The following is a 19,590-nucleotide window of genomic DNA, read 5'->3' on the forward strand; positions in this document are numbered from 1 at the left end:
GACTCTCCGACGATGAGATTCTGGGAGGGCATTCGCCTGTCGCTGCAACAGGTCCGGTCGCAGAAGCTGAAGTCGTTCTTCGCGCTCCTGGGCATCAGCATCGGCATCACGTTCCTCATGGCGGTGATCACGATCGTCGAGGGCATGAACAGCTATGTGCGCGACGACTTCGCGGGTTCCCTCTTCGGCGTGAACACGTTCACCGTCGTGCGGCGGCCGCAGATCCAGACCGGCCGTGTCGATGAGGCCGAGCGGCGCCGACAGCGCCGCAATCCCCAACTCACCATGGAAGACGTGGCGGTGGTGCAGGCTGCGGCGCCCGACGCCCAATACCTGGCCTACTACGCGCGAGATGTCGCGGGCTCGGCTCGCTACGGGCAGTACGAACGGCGCAATGTCCTCATGGTCGGGGGGTCGCCGGAGTACGAGGCGGTCCAGGGGTGGAAGGTGGTGGATGGGCGGGGGCTGACGCCCATCGATGATCAGCAGGCGCTCCCCGTCGCCGTCATCGGCGCCCAGATCGCCGAACGGCTATTCCCCACGACCTCGCCCATCGACAAGCGCATCCGCGCGGGTGGGCACGGGTTCAGGGTCGTCGGCGTGCTGGAAGCGCAAGGCGGCCTCGCGGGAAATCTGCGCGATGCGGCCATACTCGTTCCCTTCGAAACGTTTCAGCGCACCGTGGCACGCCGGCGGCTGGAGGTCGACGGGATCACCGTCAAGATGGGATCGATCGACGAACTGGATCCGGCGATGGCGGAAGTGGAGGGCGCGCTGCGATCAAACCGGCGCCTCCGGCCCTCCGAGCCGAACAATTTCGGCATTGACACTTCGGGCGGACTGCTCGATGCGTGGGAGACGATCAACCGGGTGCTGATGACGGCATTGCCCGGCCTGGTCGGGATCTCGCTAGTGGTGGGCGGCATCGTGATCATGAACATCATGCTGCTCTCGGTCACGGACCGGACGCGGGAGATCGGGCTCCGCAAGTCTCTCGGAGCCCGGCGCCGCGATGTCCTGTTCCAGTTCCTGACCGAGGCGTCGACGCTCTCGATCCTGGGTGCGGCATTGGGTATCGGCTCCGGATTCGGGATGGCGCTGCTCGTCGAACAACTCACGCCGCTGCCGGCCGCTGTATCGGTGCCGGCGATGATCATCTCCCTCATTCTTGGGCTCGGAGTAGGGATCGTTTCCGGCCTCTATCCCGCCTATCGGGCGGCCCGGCTCGATCCGATCGAAGCCCTCAGGTTCGAGTGAGGTTGCGGTGAACGCGGGCAAGCGCGGCATGCGAGGCATGGGGTTCATCGGGACGATCACCGAGGGGATCGCCGTGGCCTTCGACTCGCTCGGAGCGAACAAGGTGCGGAGCGGCCTCACGATCCTCGGCGTGACGATCGGGGTCCTCGTCGTCATGGTCATGGCGGCGGTGATCACCGGGGTCAATCGGAGCTTTTCGGAGCTGATGGCCCCGGAGGGAGTCACCACGTTCTGGGTGGCGCACTTCGACTTTTCCTCCATGCAGATCAGCGGCCCGCTCGAAGAAGGGGAGGATGCCTTCTTCCGGAACCCCCCTCTCAAGCCGGAATGGGCGAAGGACCTGGGGCGGATCGAGGGGATCCAGAGTGCCGCGCCCATCGTGGACCTGGCGGGGTCGGGCTACGAGGCCTCATCCGGTGGCGACCGGGTCGAGATCGGACTCTACGGAGTGGGCGCCGACTACATCGAGATCTCGGGCGGCGATATCATCTCCGGCCGCTGGTTCACGCAGTCGGAGGCCGACCGGCGCGCCGCGGTTACCGTGATCGATTCGGCCACGGCGGTGGGGCTGTTCGGGACCCGGGATCCGATCGGACGCGACATCCGCATCAGCCGGGGCAGCGAGAACGCGAGGGTTCGCGTGGTCGGTATCTACCGGGTGCCCGCCAACCTCTTTGCCGGCCTCGTCTCGCACTACGTGTGGATGCCCTTCGCGACGGCGGACAAGCTGCTGCGGGTGTGGGACCGACAGATCAGCTTCATCGTGCGGCCGGAACCGGAAACGGAGCTCCAGGCCGCGCTCGACGCGACCCGCGCCCGCATGCGGCAGTTGCGAGGATTGGAGATCGGCGAGGAAGACGACTTCGCCATCATGACCCCCGATCAGATGATGGAGCTGTGGGGCCAGCTGACGAACGTGCTGTTCGCCGCGATGGTCGGCCTGTCCAGCATCGGACTCATGGTCGGCGGCGTCGGCGTCGTGGGCATCATGATGATCTCCGTCACGGAGCGGACCCGCGAGATCGGACTGCGCAAGGCGATGGGCGGGCGCAGGCGCGACATCATGTGGCAGTTCCTCGTGGAAGCGGCCACGCTCACGCTGTTGGGCGGGGCGACCGGCATGCTGCTCGGAGGCGGGCTCGTGTGGGTCGTGAACCAGGCCACGCCGCTGACCGCGGTCGTGCCGCTGTGGTCGATCGTGGTCGCCCTCGCCGCCTCGATTCTGACCGGCGTCGGCTTCGGACTCTACCCCGCTTCCCGGGCCGCGGGTCTGGACCCCATCGACGCGTTGCGTTACGAGTAGATCTCTCCCGCGGCAGAGAACGCGCGACCTGACTCCGGCAGGCGGTGGAAGCCGCGGGCGAGGGGGAGGCGCGTATGACCGCTCGTACACCTGGTGCAGTGCGCTAGCGGCATGGGGTTCCTTTCGATGGTCACGGAAAGGGATCGCGGTCGCCTTCGACTCGATCCGGGCCAACAAGGTTCGGAGCGCCCTCACGATCCTCGGCGTCACCATCGGCGTGCTCGTCGTCATGGTAATGGCGGCCGCCATCACCGGCATCAACGAGAGCTTCGAAGACGCGATGTCTCCGAACGGCGTCGAGACGTTCTACGTGGCGCACTGGGACTTCACGTCGGCGGGCTTCGGTGGCGGTCCCCTGGGCGAGGAGGAGCCGGACCTCTTCAGGAACAAGCCGCTCGATCCGCGGTGGGCCAGGGACCTCGGGCGCATCCCGGGCATCGCGAGCGCATCGCCGTTCGTCGAACTGACCGGCGATTTCGGTCCGGGGTCCTTCGAGGCGAGCGTCGGGTCGGATCGGGTCGAGATCCTGTTCTACGGCGTGGGTGCCGACTACCTCGAGATCTATAGCGGCGACATCATCTCGGGGCGTTGGTTCACGCACCCCGAGGCCGAGCGGCGGGCGCCCGTCGCCGTAATCGACTCCACCGTGGCGGCCGACCTGTTCGGGTCGCTCGATCCGATCGGCCGCGAGATCCGGATCGGCGAGGGCGGCCGCGGAGCCATGTTCCGCGTGGTCGGCGTGTACCGCGTCCCAGCCAACCTGTTCGCCGGCCTGGGGTCGCACTACGTGTGGGTGCCGTTCGCGAGCGCGGACAAGCTGCTGCCCGTCTGGGATCGGGCCGTCAGCATCATCGTGCGGCCCGAGCCCGAAGCGGACCTTCAGACGGCGCTCGATGCGACGCACGCGCGGATGCGGCAACTCCGTCGCCTGGAGCCGGGCGAGGAGGACGACTTCGCGGTGCTGAGCCAGGAACAGCTGCTGAATCTCTGGGGCCAACTGACCAACGTCCTGTTTGCGGCGATGCTCGGGCTGTCGAGCATCGGGCTCATGGTGGGGGGCGTCGGCGTGATCGGGATCATGATGATCTCCGTGACGGAGAGGACCCGGGAGATCGGGCTGCGGAAGGCGATGGGCGGGCGACGCCGGGACATCATGTGGCAGTTCCTGGTCGAGGCGGCCACGCTCACGCTGCTCGGCGGTGCGACCGGCATGCTGGTAGGCGGGGCGATCGTGTGGGCCGTGAACCAGTTGACGCCGCTGCCGGCGGTCGTGCCGCTGTGGTCGATCCTGGCCGCCCTTGCGGCGTCGGTGCTCACGGGGATCGGTTTCGGGCTCTACCCGGCCTCGCGGGCCGCGGGGTTGGACCCCATCGACGCGCTGCGCTACGAGTAGGCGGCTGAAAGCGAGCGGCTGACCGCCCGATGACCGAACCACCGCTGGACCTCCTTGCCGTCGCGGCGCATCCCGACGACGCGGAACTCACCTGCGGCGGGACGCTGGCCCGTGCGGCGGAACAGGGGTACCGGACGGGGATCCTCGACCTGACGCGCGGCGAGATGGCCTCGCGCGGGACGCCCGAGATGCGGGCCGAGGAGGCGGCCCGGGCGGCGGCGGTGCTGGGCGTCGGGGTTCGGGTCAATGCCGGGCTCCCGGATGCACGGCTCGAGAACTCGCTGGAGGCCAGACGGATCGTCGTCGGACACCTGCGGGACCTCGCCCCCGCGACCGTGATCCTGCCCTGGCCGCGCGGGCGCCATCCGGACCACCGGGTCGCCTCGGAACTCGCGCGCGACGCCTGTTTTCTCGCGGGACTGCGGGAGTATGAGGGCGGGCCGGGGCGCCGGCCGGAGAAGATCCTCTACGCGATGGCGTACCGGGAGGACGCGGCGAAGCCGACCTTCGTCGTCCCGCTCACGGAAGCGCAGTTCCAGCGCAAGGTCGAGGCGGCGCGGTGCTACGCGTCGCAGTTCGAGGGCGCCACGGCGGCGGGCGAGATCTTCCCCACCGGACAGCCGCTCGTCGAACGCATCGAGACCGCGTCACGGCACTACGGCTCGCTGATCCGGGCGCCGCACGGGGAACCGTTTCGCACCGATGAGACGATGCGCGTGAGCGATGTCACGCGCCTCGGAGTCCGCTCGTTGTAGGCAGGCGCTGTAGGGTCAGCCGCAGCGAACCTCGACGAGGAGGCGCTTCCAGCTCGGGACGGACCTGGCGCCCACCTTGATCACCTGCACGCGCGCCGCCCCGCCCCGCCGCATCCACGGAGCGAGCCAGGCGCCGATTTCGCGAGGGAGGTGGCCGACCGGGTCGCCGTCGCGGATGTGGACCCAGACATCGTCGGGGTCGCCTCCGGGTGGGTCGGGGATCAGGAGGAGTTCCTCCTTCGGGCCTACGGCGTCGAGGTGGCGGGCGCGGTCTTCGAAGGCGAGTCCGTGAACGGTGGTGCGGAACACCGGGGCCCCGAGCGGGGGTATGCTCTGCTCGTCGGACGTGGGCCCTGTGGGGCCTGGCGCCGGGGGGGAGTCCCCCGGCGCGGAACGAGGTGGTTCCATGTACTCCATCCCGAGTTGCGGCGTCGTTTGAAGCTTCGACACAATAGACCCTCCTTGCTCGGCGGGCGAATCCGGACCGAAGAACGACGATGATACAGCCGGAAGAAGAGCGGCTTTACCTCGATTACGCGGCGACCTGGCCGATGCGGCCGGAGGTGTGGGAGGCCATGGGAGCGGAGCTGCGGCACGGCTTCAATCCCGCGAGCGCGCACGCCCCCGGGCGCCGGGCTCATCGCTGTCTCGAGGTCGCGCGCGGGCGGATCGCGGATCTGCTCGGGTGCCCGCGGTCATCCATCTACTTCACGGGCGGCGGCACGCAGTCGGACAACCTCGCGATCCTCGGCTTCGTGCGGTCGAATCCGGGGCGGAGCCCGCGCGTGTTCGTCTCGGAGATCGAGCACAAGGCGTGCCTCGAGGCGGCGGACCGCGGGGCCGTGGAGGGGGCCCGCGCGGCGCGGATTCCCGTGGATCGCTCGGGGACGATCGATCTCGCGTGGCTGCGGAGGGAACTCGCGGCGGACCCGGACGCGCCGACGCTGATCTCGGTGATGTGGGCGAACAACGAGATCGGCACGGTCCAGGCGATGGGGGACATCGTGGAACTGGGCCAGGAATACGGGGCGCTCGTGCACACGGACGCCGTGCAGGCGCTGGGGAAGGTGGACTGCGACCTGGAGCGGACGCCGGTCGACCTCCTGTCGGCGACGGCGCACAAGCTCGGCGGGCCCGTGGGGATCGGCCTTCTCTACCTGCGGCCGGGGGTGACGCTGGAGCCGCTGAGCTACGGCGGCGGCCAGGAGAGGTCCATGTGGCCGGGCACGCAGAATCCGATCGGCGCGACGGGCTTCGCGGCCGCGCTCGCGCTCGCGCTCGAGGACCGCGAGGCGGCGGTGGCGCGCTGGACCAGCCTGCGCGACCACCTCGAGGCGCGGATCCGGGCGGAGGTCCCGGATGCCCGGATTCATGCGGGCGACGCGCCGCTGCGGATGCCGAATCTCGTCAGCGTCGGGATCCCGGGGTGCGACAGCGGAGCGGTGCTCGTGTCTCTCGACTTCGAGGGGATCGCGGTCTCGGGCGGATCGGCCTGCGGTTCCGACTCGAGCGTCGGCTCCGACGTACTGGACGCGATCGGGATCACGAGCGATGTCCCCTACGCCGCCGTGCGCTTCAGTTTCGGCCACGACACGACCCGGGCGGACATCGATGCGGCGGCGGACGCCCTGGCGCGGGTCGCCGCGCGGGTCCTCACCCTCACGGCCTGAGATCGTACGTCATGATCGCCCCGACCCGCCTCGCGGACTCCGTGCTCGTCGCCATGTCGGGCGGGGTGGACTCCTCGCTCACCGCGGCGCTGCTGGCGCGCGAGGGCCGCCGGATCATCGGCGTGACGATGAAGACCTTCTGCTACACCGGCAGCGAGGGTCCGACGCGCACCTGCTGCGGCCTCGACGGGATCGCGGACGCCAAGTCCGTCGCCGCCCAGCTCGACATGCCGCACCACGTGTTCGACGTGGAGGAGGAGTTCACGCGCGACGTGATCGACGACTTCGTGTCGGAGTACGCGGCCGGCCGCACGCCGATCCCGTGCGTCCGCTGCAACAGCTTCACGAAGTTCCGCGACCTCCTCGTGCGGGCGGATGCGCTGGACTGCCGCTGGCTCGCGACCGGGCACTACGCGCGCGTGGTCCGGCCCCGCTCCGGCCCGCCGGAACTCCACCTCGGCGCGGACGACCACAAGGACCAGACGTACTTCCTGTGGGGGATGCCCCGCGAGGCGCTCGACCGCCTTCTGCTGCCGGTCGGCGAGCTCACGAAGCCGCAGGTCCGGGCGCAGGCGCGGCGGCTCGGCCTCGACACGGCGGACAAGCCTGAGTCGTTCGAGATCTGTTTCGTCCCCGACAACGACTACGCCGGGGTGCTGCGCCGGTACCTGCCGGAAGACCACCCCGCCCTCTTGCCCGGCGCCATCCGTTTCGAGGACGGCTCGGACGCGGGCGAGCACCCGGGCTACGCGCACTACACGGTGGGGCAGCGCAAGGGGCTCCCGGGTGGCTTTCCCGAGCCGATGTTCGTGCTCGAGATCCGCCCGGAGTCGCGCGACGTGATCATCGGGCCGCGGGCCTCGCTGGCGCGCTCGCGCATCGGCGCGCGGGGCGCGAACTGGCTGGCCGAGCCTCCCGCCCCCGGCGAGCGCCTCGGCGTCCGGATTCGGCATGGGGCGGCGATCGTCGACGCGGAGGTCATCGAGGCGACGCAGACCGGCTTCTCGCTGGAGCTGCCCATCCCGCAGTCGGCCATCACGCCGGGACAGAGCGCCGTGCTCTACCGGGACGACCTCGTCCTCGGCGGCGGCATCATCGTCTCGAACTGACGGTCGGCGGGAGACCGCCGGCGACGTGCCCGCCGGCGCCGCGCGTCAGTAGGAGAGGCCCTCCTGTTGCGCGAGGTCCTTCACTTTCTGCAGGCCCTCGCCGGAGAGGTCGGGCGTCTCCACGACCACCTTGACGAGCTGGTCGCCGCGGTTCTCGCCGCGCCTGATGCCCTGGCCCCGGATCCGGAACGTGGTGCCGCTCTGGGTACCTGGCGGGATTCTGAGCACGACCCTGTTCCCGCCGATCGTCCTCACCTTCACCTTCGAGCCGAGGATCGCCTGCGCCACGTTGATCGGCACTTCGCAGGCGAGGTCGAGCCCGTCCCGGGTGAAGAAGCGGTCGGGGTCGACCTGGAACCTGATGATGAGATCGCCCGCGGGGCCGCCACCCGGACCGCGCTCACCCTTGCCGGAGATGCGGACGCGCGACCCGTTCTCGACTCCCGCGGGCACCTTCACGCTGAGCTTGCGCCGCGTGTTCACCTGGCCGCGCCCGGAGCAACTGGAGCACGGCGTCTCCGGCACCATCCCGCGGCGCACGCACACGGGACACGGGCGCCTGACGGAGAACCCGCCCTGCCCGAACGTGACTTCGCCCCGGCCCTCGCACTCGGGGCAGCGCTTCAGCGACGTGCCGGGCGCGGCCCCGTCCCCGTCGCACGTCGCGCACTCCTCGTTGATTGGCACCGTGACGGCGACCCGGCCGCCGCGCGCCGCCGTGCGGAGAGGAACCGTGACCAGATACTCGACGTTGCGGCCCCGCTTCGGCCCCTCTTCCTCCGACTTCGCCTTCTTCCCGAAATCGAAGATCGAGGAGAAGATGCCGCCGATGCCGCCCAGGTCGGACAGATCCTCGAACTTGAAGCTTCCCGTCCCACCCGGGGCTCCTCCCGGCTGGCCGGGACCGAACGCGCCGAGACCTCCGTACTTCCGCACGCGATCGTACTTGGTACGCTTGTCGGGGTCCGAGAGGACGCCGTGGGCTTCCGACACCTCCTTGAACTTCTCCGTCGCCTTCGGATCGCCCGCGTTCGCGTCCGGGTGGTGTTCCTTCGCGAGCTTGCGGTAGGCCTTGCGGATCTCGTCCGCGCTCGCGTTCTCGGCGACCCCGAGAATCTTGTAGTAGTCCTTCGCCTGCGTCGCCATCGGATCAGGAAGCTTCGGCTTCGTGGCGGTAGACGGTGACGCGCGCGGGGCGGAGCAGCCGGTCGCCGAGCCGGTATCCGATGAGGACGACCTGCGACACGAGTTCGTCCTGCTCCGGGTCGTGGGTCGGGGTCATCATGAGCGCGTCGTGGAGGTTGGGGTCGAAGCGCTCCCCCACGGGGTCCACCGGCTCCACTCCGGCGTCGGAGAGGACCTTCGCGAACTTCCGAGCCACCAGCCCGATCCCTTCGTGCAACGCCTCCGTCGTCGTGCCTTCGAGTGGCGTCCCGGCCACGCGCTGCAGGTCGTCCACCAGTTCGAGCAGCTTGCCGGCGAGGTCCGCGCGCGCCCGCTCTCCCGCGTCCCCCAGCTCGCGTCTCGTCCGGCGCCGGAAGTTGTCGAACTCCGCCGCAAGCCGGAGGTGGCGGTCCTGCAGCGCCGCGAGTTCGCCCTCGGGCCCGGGATCATCGCCGGACTCCGGCGGGCGGACTTCGTCTACGTGCCCGGGCGTCTCCGAAGCATCCTCGGGCGCGTCCCGGCCGGCCGCGTCAGCGGAGGCCTCCGATGCGGCATCTTCCGGCGCGGCATCTTCCGGAGCGACATCCTCGGGCGCCGCGCTCTTCATTTCCTGCTCCAGGTCCTTCGTTCCCATCGAATATCCTCGAGTATGCTCGTCAAAGCCGTGAATTCAGCCAGCGCATCGCTTCGAGCGCGGCCGCTTCCCGGATCTCGTCCCGGTTCCCCCCGAAGCGGTGGCGCCGCGCGTCGCGAGAGGGGCCGTCGTGGGCGATCCACACCGTGCCCACGGGCTTGTCGGCGGTTCCGCCCGAGGGCCCGGCGATCCCCGTGACGGCGATGGACCAGGTGCTCTCCGCCACGCGCCGCGCCCCGGCCGCCATCTCCTCCGCCACCGTCCGCGAGACGGCGCCGTGCCGGCGGAGCGACGCCTGCGACACCTTCAGCAACGCCCGCTTGGCGGCGTCATCGTAGCTTATCAGCCCACCCCACAAAACCTCCGAAGCCCCGGGTACGGCGGTGAGGGCGGCGCCGATCAGGCCGCCCGTGCAACTCTCGGCGAGCACGAGGGTGTGACCCCTCTCCCGCAGGCTTTCGATGAGCGCCGAGGCGGCCTCGAACAGCGCCGGACCGCGCTTACGAATGGCGCCCCGCCATGACGCGCGAGAACATGCCCAGGTAGGTCACGGCGGAGGCCAGGGTGAGCAGCACGGCGAGGGTGAGAAAGGTCGTCGTGAACCAGCCGTGGAACGCGGAGAACGCCTCCCACGCCCAGCCGCCGGGGGCCACGAAGCCGGGGGTCAGGAACGCAACCCAGAGAATCGCGGAGCCGATGAAGATGTTCTGCGCGAGCGCCTTCCTCTTGCCCAGGATCTGCGCCGCGACGATCCGGCCGCGCCGCGCGGCGAACGACCGGAGCAGCGTGATCAGCGCTTCGCGCCCCAGGAAGATGAGGATGGCCCAGAGCGGAATGACGTGGAACACAGGGAGGGAGGGGGTTCCCGCCTGCCCGAGATTGATGCTGTAGACGGGGATGAGGGCGGCGACGAGCAGCAGCTTGTCGGCCAGCGGGTCGATCATCTTGCCGAAGGTCGTGACCTCGCCGCGGGCCCGGGCCAGGTGTCCGTCCCACAGGTCCGAGAGCGCGGCGACGACGAAGACGACGAACGCGACCATGCGGGGCGTCGGCCGGGGCTGCAGGAGCAGCGCCGTCACGACGGGGGCCGCGAGGATCCTGCCCGTGGTAATCGCGTTCGGGAGATTCAGTGTGGGTCTCCGCCCTCTAGCTTGTTTTCGTCGCCCGCGAGCACGCTCTCGAGACTCTCCAGGACCGCCATCGCGCGCTTGCGAAGGAGCGGCCGCTCCTCCCATGCCAGATAATCTCTCAGCAGCGGCAGATCGTCTACCGATGGGTGCGATTTCAGGTATCCGAGCGCCGCCAGGCGCCGGAGCGGATGCGGACTGAACAGTTCGCGCCGGTGGCGCCGCATCTGGTCTCGCGCGAGATAAATCCCGAGACCGACGGCCGCGGCGGCGCCGAGCAGGGCCGCAGCCGCGATCTTCCAACCCGTCGCGGAACGGCGGTCCGCGTCCTCGTATTCGATTCGAGTCGTCATCGGTTCCCTACATCTCCCGTCGGCCAGCGAAGGCTTCGGCGATCGTCACCCCATCGGCGTACTCCAGGTCCCCCCCCACGGGCAGCCCGCGGGCGAGCCGCGTGACCGTGACGTCGGCGGCCGAGGCGAGCAGGCGCTGCAGGTACGTCGCCGTCGCCTCACCCTCGACGCTCGCGTTCGTCGCGATGATCACCTCCCGGACCGGCGTGTCGAGACGCCGCAGCAGGGCCCGGATGTTCAGGTCTTCGGGGCCTACCCCGTCGAGAGGGGACAACCGTCCGCCAAGTACATGATACAGGCCTCCGAAGTTCCCCGAATTCTCGATCGCCGGGATGTCCGAGGCTTCCTCCACGACGCACACCTGTCCCGGATCGCGCCTCGGACTGCGGCAGTACTCGCACGGCTCCATGTCGCTGAGGTTGCCGCAGTCGCCGCACACGCGGACCTCCGCCGCGACCCGTTCGATGGCCCGCGCCAGCCGCCGGGCATCGTCCTTCGAACTCTTGAGAAGGTGATAGGTCAGCCGCCGCGCGGTCTTGCGGCCGATCCCCGGGAGCCGGCCGAGTTCGCCCACGAGCGCTTCGATCGCGTTCACGGACGGCCGAGGAAATTACCCAGACCCGGCAGGGGCAGGCCTCCCGCCGCCTGGCGCATCTCGCTCTCCATGCGGTCCTTCGCCCGCTGCTGCGCCGCGGAGGCCGCGGCGACGATGAGGTCCTCGAGCATCTCGACCTCTTGCGGGTCCACCGCGGAGGGGTCGATGGAGACGCCCTTGATGTTGCCCTGGCCGTCCACCGTCACTTCGACCATCCCGCCGCCCGAAGCCGCCGTCATCGTCTCACGCTCGAGCTTCTCCTGCATTTCGCTCATGCGCGACTGCATCTGTTGACTGAGCTGAATCAACTGCTGGATGTTCACGCCGTCCACTCGGTTTCTCCTACTCCTTCAGGGTGAGGTCGAGTTCCTTGACGGCTTCCCGGAGCTGCGGGTTTCCGTCCATCAATCGTTCGACCCGCGACCGGGCCGCTTCCCCGGCGGTCATGCGGCCGCCGTTGTGGTCGACGATCGTGAACTTCACGGTCGGCAGCCCAAGGCGTTCCGCGAGATTCGCGCGCAGGGGGCCGGAACGCGACTCGTCCTTGAACAGTTTCTCCAGTTCCTCCCGCAGCCCGGCCTGTACGCGGAGCCGGACCTCGTCATCCACGAGACCGTCGACCTCCGTGCCGTGCAGGGCCAGACCGGACATTCCACCCAGCCCCGTCACCTCGGCGACCGCCCCGGCCCACGCGTCGCGAACCCGGGACGCGGGCGCCGAGCCGGTGCGGCCTTCCGCGACGGGCTCCGGGGCCGGGGCGGGCGCAGGGGCCGGGGCCTCCTCCGCCTCGGCCGCGGGGGGCTGAGGGGGCGTCGGCGGCGGGGACCGGTCGGCGGGCGCGGGCGGCGAAGGACGCTTCTCGCGCGGACGCCGGGCCTGCTCCGGCGCTCGCCTGCGCGGTGCGGGCTCGCCGGCAGGGGCGCCGAGGGCGGCCAGGAGTTCCTCGAGTTCGACCGTCGATTCCATGCGGACGAGACGGAGCAGCAGCACCTCGAGCTGGATGCGCGGCTGCGAGGACCGGTGGAGCATGCCGGAGGCCTCGAACTCGCTGAGCGCAGCCAGCATCCTGAGCAGGTCGGCGGGAACCAGGGCCCCGGCGGCGGCGAGGAACCGCTCGCGCGACTCGGGCAGGAGTTCGACCGCCTCGGCGGCCGGATCGAGCCTCAGCACGAGGAGGGTCCGCAGCGCGTCGCCGAGTCCGCGCAGGAACTCCGCGGGGTCGTGCCCATCGTCGAGCAGGGCCTGAACGAAGGCGAACACGCCCGCTCGATCCCCGTTCGCCGCGATCTCGAAGAAGGCGAGATATCGATCTTCGTCAACGAGCCCGAGCATGCGGCGGACATCGACGAGTTCGACCGCGTCTCCCCGGAAAGAGAGCACCTGGTCGAGGGATGAGAGTGCGTCGCGGACGCCGCCTTCGGCCCGGCGCGCGATCGCCCGCAGCGCCCCCGGCTCGGCCGGGATGCCCTCCGCATCGAGCACCGTCTCCATGCGGCTCGCGATGTCCTGCACGGAGACCCGCCGGAAGTCGAATCGCTGGCACCGCGACATGACGGGAGCCGCGCCGCGCTCGATCTTCTGCGGCTCAGTGGTGGCGAAGGCGAAGATCACGCGGGGCGGCGGCTCCTCGAGGATCTTCAGGAGCGCGTTCCACGCGTCGCGCGTGAGCATGTGCGCTTCGTCGAGGATGTAGATCTTGTAGCGCTCCTCGCTCGTGGGGGCGTACGCGGCCCGGCGGCGGAGGTCCCGCGCATCCTCGACGCCCCGGTGGCTCGCCGCGTCGATTTCCACTACGTCGAGCGAGGCGCCTCCGGACCAGATCCGCTCGCACGAGGGACACGTGCCGCATGGTTCGCCGTCCGAGCGGTCGGGGCAGTTCAGGGCCATCGCGAGGATGCGTGCGGTCGTCGTCTTCCCGACCCCGCGGGGACCGCAGAAGAGATACGCGTGGCCAACCCGCCCGGACTCGATCGCGGCCTTAAGCGTGGGCGCGATGTGGTCCTGTCCGATCAGCTCCGAGAAACCTCGGGGCCGGTAGGTTCTGGCCAGCGCGGTGCGGTACAAGGGCTCGTGAGCCATCTGGGTCGGCCGGGTCACCGTCCCGGCCGGCTTGGACTCCTTCGGGTCTGAGGGCGACCGCGCCCCGCGACGCGGGGACGCCGACATCGGGCGAACGACCCCAGGCGGGCCGTGGCGACCGTCACACGCTTACCGCTGCTACCTTCACGGTCCTGACGGGATTTGCGCGCTCCGGCCCCACGGGCCTGGGGCACCGTTATCTTATCGGCCGACCGGGGCAGCGGCCAGAAAAAACCCTCATGCATCCTCGCCGTAGAAGGCCTCCGGGATGTGCCGGACCCGGCACCCTCCGCGGTGATCGACCTCTACCGCCACGACGTCGAAGCGGGCCTCCGCGGCGGCGCCGGGATGCCGGCTGAGCCATGCTCCGGCCGCGCGGCGGATTCTTCGCCGCTGGGCACGGGAGAGCGCCTCCTCGGGCGCCTGCACGCCGGGGCGGCGGGTCTTTACTTCGACGAAGGCCACCGTATCCCCGATCCGGACGACCAGATCGATCTCCAGCCGCCCGACGCGCCAGTTGCGCTCGAGAATCTCGTACCCCTCATCCGCCAGGTGACGCGCGGCGATTCGCTCGCCCAGGCTGCCGAGGCCGCTCTTCGTCGCGGCCCGGACGCGCCGGGTCCGGTCAGCCGTGGGCGGGGACGCGGGCGCGCGCGATCCGGCGGCCGATGGCGTTGGCGATGGCGTGAAGCTCGACCATCAGCGCATCGAACTGCTCGAACGTGAGAGACTGTTGGCCATCCGACGCCGCCGTCGGGGGATCGGGATGGACCTCGAGGATGAGCGCGTCCGCTCCGGCCGCCACCGCGGCCCGCGCCATCGGTCCGACCTTCGATCGGGCCCCCGTGCCGTGGCTGGGGTCCGCCACGACCGGGAGGTGAGACAGCTCGTGGATCGTCACGATGGCGGTGAGGTCGAAGAGGTTCCGCGCGTGTGTGTCGAAGTTGCGGACGCCGCGCTCGCACAGCATCACGCGTGATTCGCCCTCGGCGACGACATACTCCGCGGCGAGCAGCAACTCCTTGATCGTCGCGGAGAGCCCGCGCTTGAGGAGCACCGGTTTGCCGGCCCGGCCCGCCGCGCGCAGCAGGGAGTAGTTCTGCATGTTCCGCGCGCCGATCTGGATGACGTCGGTGTATTCGGCGACGAGGCCCATGCTCTCCGTGTCCAGCGCCTCGGTGACGATCGCGAGGCCGGTCTCCTCCCGCGCGCGCGCGAGCAACTGCAACCCCTCTTCCCCCAACCCCTGGAAGGAGTAGGGCGAGGTCCGCGGCTTGAAGGCGCCACCGCGCAGCACGGTCGCCCCGGCTTCCGCGACCCGGTGCGCGGTCTCCAGGATCTGTTCGCGCGATTCCACGGAGCACGGGCCGGCCATGACGACGACGTCCTTCTCCCCGACCCGCACGCCGTTGGACAGGTCGATGATCGTGTCTTCGGGCCACCATTCCCGGCTCACCTGCTTGTAGGGCGGCGACACGTGAATGACGCGGAGCACACCCTCGATTCCCACGAGCCGGCTTTCCTCGACGCGTCCATCGTTGCCGACCAGGCCCACGGTCGTGCGCTGGGCGCCCGGCATGGGCCGAGCGCGGTATCCCATGTCCTCGATCGCGCGGACCACGTCCCGGACCTGCCCGTCCGTGGCGCCGTGCTTCATGACCACCAGCATCGTTCCCCCCGTGGGTGACGTTCGCCCGTCGTGCGCGCGCGCGGCGCGGCAGGGCCGTGAACCTCCGGCCCGCTCCGCGCGGCGCCGGCAGGAGCAGGATACTCCACTGGTGTCACCCGTTCGTCAACGAGACCCGGAGCCCCTCCCTCGCGATGCAGGCATCTCCGTCGTATCCGGCCTCGGCCACGAGACGGGCGACGTCGTGCTGCGTTCGGAAGTGCGGGTAGATGTGCGTGAGCACGAGAAGGCGCGGGCGCGCGGCGGTCGCCAACTCGGCGACGCGGGCGGGCGACAGGTGGTTGTCCGCCGCCTCCGAGTCGTGGATCGAGCACTCGCAGACGAGGGCGCTCACCCCGCGCATGAACGGGCCCAGTTCCGCGGACGGCCCCGAGTCGCCGGTGTACCCGAAGCTGAACGCCTCGCCTTCCAGCCGCCACGCGACGCTCTCCTCGGTGTGCGGCGTCTTGTGGGCTTCGAGCCGACGGCCTCCGCCCAGGTCGCGGGCTGCGCCCGGCGGGAGTTCCTCGATGAGGACGGGGAAACCGGGGGCCAGGATGAAGTCCCCATAGGCGCCCGCAAGCCTCGCGAGGAACCCGCGGGCGCCCGCTGGACCCCACACCGTGAGCGGCCGGCTGCGGGGCCGGGGAAGGCCGTGTTTCAGCGCGAAGAAGAGCCCCGGCAGCGCGCCGACGTGATCCGCGTGAAAGTGGGTGATCGCGAGGTCGGTGACCTCCCCCCAGGGCAGGCCGAGGCGGGCGAGCGCCTGCAGGGCTCCGGGACCGCAGTCGAAGAGGACGTGCGCGGGTGCCGCGGATCCCGTACCCGGGGACGAGACCCAGTAGGAGGAGGCGGCCCGGTCCGCTTCAGGGACGACGGTGCCGCACCCGACGACGACCAGCTCGGCCCCGGCCCTTCCGGCCGGCCCGTGCCCCGCGGGTTCGGTCTCGCTCACGCCACCTGCGTGGCGGAGTTCTGCGTGGCGGAGTTGAGCTCCACGCCGACGATCGAGGAGACGCCCGCCTCCTGCATCGTCACGCCGTAGATCCAGTCGGCGTTCTCGATCGTTCGCGGATTGTGCGTGATGACGATGAACTGGGTCTCTTCCTTGAATTCCTTCAGCATGCGGACGAACCGCAGGATGTTCGTCTCGTCCAGCGGCGCGTCCACCTCGTCCAGCAGGCAGAACGGGCTCGGCTTCGCGAGGTAGATCGCGAACAGCAGCGCGAGCGCGGTCAGGGCCCGTTCGCCGCCGGAGAGGAGGTGGATCCGTTGCGTCTTCTTGCCGCGGGGGCTGGCCGAGATCTCGATCGGGGAGTCAAGGGCGTCATCGGGATTCTCGAACCGGAGATCGCACTGTCCGCCCTCGAAGAGGGTGTCGAAGGTGCGGTGGAAGTTGGTCCTCACCTGCTCGAACGTCTCCAGGAGCGCGGAGGTCGCCTGCCGGTTGATCCGGCGGATCGAGGTGCGGAGGTCGTCGCGCGCGCGGGTCAGGTCGTCGCGCTGTCCCGTCAGAAACTCAAGACGCTTCTGTTCCTCCTCGTATTCGCGCTGCGCGAGGAGGTTGACCGGACCGATGCGGGCGATCGAGCGCCGCACGCGCTCCAGCTCCGGCTCCCATTCGGCGGGATCCGCGTCGTCGACGGGATCGACGCGTTCCCGGAGTTCTTCGAGCGGGGCATCCCACTCCGCCTCGACGCGGCCGCGAATCCCGGACTCCCCCGCCTCCAGCTGCGTGATCTCCAGCTCGAGCCGATGCCGGGCCTCCACGCGCTTGCGCTCGAGCCGTCGCGCCTCGCTCAGCTCCGACTCGAGCGTGTCCAGTCGTCCGCGGCGTTCGCCGATCCGCCGTTCCAACTCCGACAGATCCTCTTCGCGCCGCGTCCTGGTTTCGAGCGCGGCCCCGATCGACGCCTCCAGCTCCTCGGCCCGCGCCTCGCTGTCGGCGATCGCGGCGTGGAGCCCGTCCACTTCCCGCGCCAGCGCCCGCGACCGTTCCTCCGCGTCTTCCGCGGCTTCGGTGAGGCGGCTCTCCACTGCGCGTCGATTCTCGACCTCGGCCTCCCGCCGCGCCTGCGCCAGCTCCGCGCGGTGAAGTTCGGCCTTCCCCGCGTCGGCGGCGGCGCGGGCGTCGTCGGCCTTCTGTCGCGCCTCCTCGCACGTGGAGGACCACTCCGAGACGCTGCGGTCCAGTTCGCCGGCACGGGCGTCGTCGTCCGCCGAGAGCGACACCTCATCCTCGCCGAACGCCTCCAGTTGTTCGATCCGGCCGGCGAGTTCGCTGCGCTCGCGGTCCAGCCTGACGAGCCGCGCCTCCGCCGAGGTCCGATCGGCTTCGGCTTCGCGGCGCGCCGACTCCGCGTCAGACGCCGAGCGCTCCAGCGCGTTGGCCCCGGCGAGCGCCTCCGAGGCGGCGGCCCCCAGCTCCTTCACCGCTTCCCGCGAGCGAGCGCGCTCCTCTTCCAGCGCCGCCGCTTCCTCGCGCAGGGCCCCGAGTTCGGCCCGCCGGCTCAGGAGTCCCTCCGAGGCGGCGCCTCCGACGTAGACACCGCCCCACCGGTCCTGGCGCCGCCCCTCGGGATCCACCCAGGCGTGCGGGCGCGGCGCCAGTTCGCCGCCGGACGGGACCTCGACGCCCTCGAGCAGCGCCTTCACCCAGACCGCACCGGCCCCCTTCGCGTCAACGTGTCGCGTGAGGGGCGCGTCCGCCTCCGGCGGCCCCGGAAGCGGGCCCGGATCGAGCGGGAGCACGAGGACCGCCTCCTCGCCGCCCTGCTCCGCCAGCCATCTCTCGACCTCCCGGACCGCGGACCAATCGCGCACGACGACGCCGTGCAGGTACGGGCCGAGATGAGATTCGACCGCCGACGCCCAGGGAGCGGAAACCTCCATGAACTCGGACAGCGCGCCGTGGAGTCCGGGGATCGCGCTCCGGTCCCTCAGCAGCTCGGCAACGGCCTCGGGGAGCAGCGCGCTCGACCCCACCAGGGATCCGAGACTCGAGGCGCGCGCGCGCGCGGCGGCGAGGCGGCCCTCGAGGTCGGCCGCTTCATCGCGGGCGCGACGCAGCGCCGTCTCCGCGGCAACCGCGGCTTCACGGGCCGCCCGCAGCCGGTCGCGCGCATCCTTCAGCGTCCCGTCCGCCCGCGCCACGCGTTCCGACGCGCTCTCCGCCTCCTTCCGAAGCCCGCGCTCCTGGGCGGCGAGCGCATCGAGGGCCGGCCGGCGCCGCTCGAGTTCCTCGCTGCGGTCTCGGGCCCGAACCTCTCTCACTCCGAGTTCGAGCGTCCAGCGGTCCATCTCGCGGCGCGCCTCGTCGAGCGCCTCGCGGGCGGCGGCGCGCTCGCGCGCGGCCGTGCGGGCCGTCTCAGCCAGCGCCTCCGCCCGAACCGCGAGTTCAGCCGTCGTCGCGGCACCCTCGGCGGCGAGTGACTCCCCCTCCTTCAGGGCGGACCGCGCTTCCTCCACGCGCTCGCGCAGGTCCCCGCGGCGGCGCTCGTTCCGGCGCACCTCCTCCTCAAGGGTCCCGAGTCGGTCGCGCGCGCTCGAACCCCTCGCCCCGGCGAGGAGACGGGCGCGCTCCTGTTCCTCCACGGCGCGCCGGGCTTCCTCCAGGCTGCGGGCGAGACCGGCCCGCTCCCGCTCCATTTCGGTGTACTCGAGACGAAGCGTTTCCGCCCGGGTCTCCGCCGTACTCAGATCCACATGGTCCGGGCCCGCGTCCGGCTCGAGGCGCTCGAACTCGGCCCTGGCTTCGGCCAACCGGCGGGTGGTGGCTTCGAGCTGGGCGTCGGCGACGGCGATCTCGAGTTGCAGGAGCCGGGCACGCAGCTTCGCGTGGCGCTCGGCCCGTCCCCGCTGCTGCGCGAGGGAGCGAACCTTGGACGCCACCTCGACGAGCACGTCATCGAGCCGCTGCAGGTCGCCATCCGCCTGCTCGAGCCGGCGGGTCGCGATCCGGCGACGGTCCTTGTAGCGCCCGATCCCGGCCGCTTCCTCGAACAGCGTCCGGCGCTCCTCGGCGCGATCCGAGAGGATCGCGTCCACCATGCGGCCCTCGATCATCGCGTAGGCGTTCGAGCCCAGCCCGGTGTCCCGGCACAGATCCAGGATGTCCTTGAGCCGGCAGGCCGTTCCGTTGAGCGTGTACTCGCTCTCTCCCCCGCGGTAGACCGTGCGGCCGATCGCGACGTCGGCGTAGGGCACGGGAAGCACGCCGTCCTCGTTCGAGAGCTCGAGCAGAACCTCGGCCCGGTGGATGGGCTGACGCGCCTCCGTCCCCCCGAAGATCGCCTCCTCCATGCGGGATCCGCGGATCGCCGTGGGGCGTTGCTCTCCCAGAACCCAGCGCAGCGCGTCGGAGAGGTTCGATTTTCCGCAGCCGTTCGGGCCGACGACGGCCGTGATGCCCTGGTGCAGTTCGATCCGCGTTCGGTCGGCGAACGACTTGAATCCACGCAGGGTCAGGGCCTTGATCTTCAAGCG

The 19,590-nt window shown here is 70.5% G+C and carries 18 protein-coding genes, 1 other RNA gene and 1 pseudogene; 6 read left to right on the plus strand and 14 right to left on the minus strand.

Annotated features, from left to right (window positions below; translation table 11 throughout):
- Window positions 1-12 precede the first annotated feature (12 nt).
- The 4 genes from RN743_RS01035 to bshB1 all read left to right on the plus strand — a co-directional run bounded on the left by RN743_RS01035 (window position 13) and on the right by bshB1 (window position 4,708).
- A complete protein-coding gene (locus tag RN743_RS01035) occupies window positions 13-1,257 on the plus strand; it encodes an ABC transporter permease (protein WP_310775334.1) in 1,245 nt (414 codons plus the stop codon).
- A gap of 7 nt (window positions 1,258-1,264) precedes the next feature.
- Complete coding sequence (locus tag RN743_RS01040; protein ID WP_310775336.1) at window positions 1,265-2,560, plus strand: ABC transporter permease; 1,296 nt, start codon at window positions 1,265-1,267, stop codon at window positions 2,558-2,560.
- A 196-nt stretch (window positions 2,561-2,756) separates the two neighbouring features.
- On the plus strand, window positions 2,757-3,953 hold the full coding sequence (locus RN743_RS01045) for an ABC transporter permease (RefSeq protein ID WP_310775484.1): 1,197 nt from the start codon (window positions 2,757-2,759) through the stop codon (window positions 3,951-3,953).
- Window positions 3,954-3,982: 29 nt separating this feature from the next.
- Window positions 3,983-4,708: a bacillithiol biosynthesis deacetylase BshB1 gene (bshB1, locus tag RN743_RS01050; protein ID WP_310775338.1), complete on the plus strand. Its 726-nt coding sequence runs from the start codon at window positions 3,983-3,985 to the stop codon at window positions 4,706-4,708.
- Window positions 4,709-4,723: 15 nt separating this feature from the next.
- Here bshB1 and RN743_RS01055 read toward each other — a convergent pair whose 3' ends face one another.
- Complete coding sequence (locus RN743_RS01055; protein ID WP_310775340.1) at window positions 4,724-5,158, minus strand: hypothetical protein; 435 nt, start codon at window positions 5,156-5,158, stop codon at window positions 4,724-4,726.
- A gap of 47 nt (window positions 5,159-5,205) precedes the next feature.
- On the opposite strand from RN743_RS01055, the gene RN743_RS01060 reads away from it, so the two are divergent.
- Both RN743_RS01060 and mnmA read left to right on the plus strand, forming a co-directional pair.
- Window positions 5,206-6,378, plus strand: a complete 1,173-nt coding sequence (locus RN743_RS01060) for a cysteine desulfurase family protein (protein WP_310775342.1) — start codon at window positions 5,206-5,208, stop codon at window positions 6,376-6,378.
- A gap of 11 nt (window positions 6,379-6,389) precedes the next feature.
- Window positions 6,390-7,487 carry a tRNA 2-thiouridine(34) synthase MnmA gene (gene mnmA, locus RN743_RS01065; protein ID WP_310775344.1) on the plus strand — a complete coding sequence of 366 codons (1,098 nt, stop codon included), beginning with the start codon at window positions 6,390-6,392 and terminating at the stop codon, window positions 7,485-7,487.
- Window positions 7,488-7,532: 45 nt separating this feature from the next.
- On the opposite strand, the gene dnaJ is transcribed toward mnmA, so the two are convergent.
- The 13 genes and pseudogenes from dnaJ to smc form a co-directional block, all read right to left on the minus strand.
- Entirely contained in the window at window positions 7,533-8,633 is a 1,101-nt protein-coding gene (dnaJ, locus tag RN743_RS01070) for a molecular chaperone DnaJ (RefSeq protein ID WP_310775346.1), read from the minus strand.
- A 4-nt stretch (window positions 8,634-8,637) separates the two neighbouring features.
- Window positions 8,638-9,285 (minus strand): nucleotide exchange factor GrpE, encoded by a 648-nt coding sequence (locus RN743_RS01075; RefSeq protein ID WP_310775348.1) that lies wholly within the window; start codon window positions 9,283-9,285, stop codon window positions 8,638-8,640.
- A gap of 22 nt (window positions 9,286-9,307) precedes the next feature.
- Window positions 9,308-9,793, minus strand: a complete 486-nt coding sequence (locus RN743_RS01080; RefSeq protein ID WP_310775486.1) for a CinA family protein — start codon at window positions 9,791-9,793, stop codon at window positions 9,308-9,310.
- Window positions 9,786-10,364 (minus strand): CDP-alcohol phosphatidyltransferase family protein, encoded by a 579-nt coding sequence (locus RN743_RS01085; protein WP_343218970.1) that lies wholly within the window; start codon window positions 10,362-10,364, stop codon window positions 9,786-9,788. The genes RN743_RS01080 and RN743_RS01085 overlap by 8 nt, the downstream gene beginning before the upstream one ends.
- Before the next feature lie 47 nt (window positions 10,365-10,411).
- Entirely contained in the window at window positions 10,412-10,765 is a 354-nt protein-coding gene (locus tag RN743_RS01090; RefSeq protein ID WP_310775352.1) for a hypothetical protein, read from the minus strand.
- Between the two features lie 7 nt (window positions 10,766-10,772).
- Window positions 10,773-11,360, minus strand: coding sequence for a recombination mediator RecR (gene recR / locus RN743_RS01095; protein ID WP_310775354.1), 588 nt, complete (start codon window positions 11,358-11,360; stop codon window positions 10,773-10,775).
- The gene (locus RN743_RS01100) at window positions 11,357-11,692 is read right to left on the minus strand and encodes a YbaB/EbfC family nucleoid-associated protein (protein ID WP_310775357.1); all 336 of its coding nucleotides are present in this window, start codon (window positions 11,690-11,692) and stop codon (window positions 11,357-11,359) included. The genes recR and RN743_RS01100 overlap by 4 nt, the downstream gene beginning before the upstream one ends.
- Window positions 11,693-11,702: 10 nt before the next feature.
- On the minus strand, window positions 11,703-13,439 hold the full coding sequence (gene dnaX, locus RN743_RS01105; protein ID WP_310775359.1) for a DNA polymerase III subunit gamma/tau: 1,737 nt from the start codon (window positions 13,437-13,439) through the stop codon (window positions 11,703-11,705).
- Window positions 13,440-13,534: 95 nt separating this feature from the next.
- Window positions 13,535-13,630: signal recognition particle sRNA small type (gene ffs / locus RN743_RS01110), an RNA gene on the minus strand.
- Between the two features lie 46 nt (window positions 13,631-13,676).
- Window positions 13,677-14,036, minus strand: a pseudogene (locus RN743_RS01115) (YraN family protein); the annotation flags it as partial.
- A gap of 28 nt (window positions 14,037-14,064) precedes the next feature.
- Entirely contained in the window at window positions 14,065-15,108 is a 1,044-nt protein-coding gene (gene aroF, locus RN743_RS01120; RefSeq protein ID WP_310790089.1) for a 3-deoxy-7-phosphoheptulonate synthase, read from the minus strand.
- 112 nt (window positions 15,109-15,220) lie between these two features.
- Window positions 15,221-16,060, minus strand: coding sequence for an MBL fold metallo-hydrolase (locus RN743_RS01125; RefSeq protein WP_310775363.1), 840 nt, complete (start codon window positions 16,058-16,060; stop codon window positions 15,221-15,223).
- Window positions 16,057-19,587 (minus strand): chromosome segregation protein SMC, encoded by a 3,531-nt coding sequence (smc, locus tag RN743_RS01130; protein ID WP_310775365.1) that lies wholly within the window; start codon window positions 19,585-19,587, stop codon window positions 16,057-16,059. Before smc ends, RN743_RS01125 begins: the two co-directional genes overlap by 4 nt.
- Window positions 19,588-19,590 lie beyond the last annotated feature (3 nt).

The sequence above is a fragment of the Candidatus Palauibacter scopulicola genome, assembly GCF_947581915.1.
Classification (GTDB): domain Bacteria; phylum Gemmatimonadota; class Gemmatimonadetes; order Palauibacterales; family Palauibacteraceae; genus Palauibacter; species Palauibacter scopulicola.

What these genes read in the sequence shown, in the direction of transcription:
- aroF (WP_310790089.1), bottom strand. Translation starts at nt 15,108, where the DNA reads ATGCTGGTGGTCATGAAGCACGGCGCCACGGACGGGCAGGTCCGGGAC.
- RN743_RS01075 (WP_310775348.1), bottom strand. Translation starts at nt 9,285, where the DNA reads ATGGGAACGAAGGACCTGGAGCAGGAAATGAAGAGCGCGGCGCCCGAG.
- mnmA (WP_310775344.1), top strand. Translation starts at nt 6,390, where the DNA reads ATGATCGCCCCGACCCGCCTCGCGGACTCCGTGCTCGTCGCCATGTCG.
- dnaJ (WP_310775346.1), bottom strand. Translation starts at nt 8,633, where the DNA reads ATGGCGACGCAGGCGAAGGACTACTACAAGATTCTCGGGGTCGCCGAG.
- RN743_RS01060 (WP_310775342.1), top strand. Translation starts at nt 5,206, where the DNA reads ATGATACAGCCGGAAGAAGAGCGGCTTTACCTCGATTACGCGGCGACC.
- RN743_RS01035 (WP_310775334.1), top strand. Translation starts at nt 13, where the DNA reads ATGAGATTCTGGGAGGGCATTCGCCTGTCGCTGCAACAGGTCCGGTCG.
- dnaX (WP_310775359.1), bottom strand. Translation starts at nt 13,439, where the DNA reads ATGGCTCACGAGCCCTTGTACCGCACCGCGCTGGCCAGAACCTACCGG.
- bshB1 (WP_310775338.1), top strand. Translation starts at nt 3,983, where the DNA reads ATGACCGAACCACCGCTGGACCTCCTTGCCGTCGCGGCGCATCCCGAC.
- RN743_RS01090 (WP_310775352.1), bottom strand. Translation starts at nt 10,765, where the DNA reads ATGACGACTCGAATCGAATACGAGGACGCGGACCGCCGTTCCGCGACG.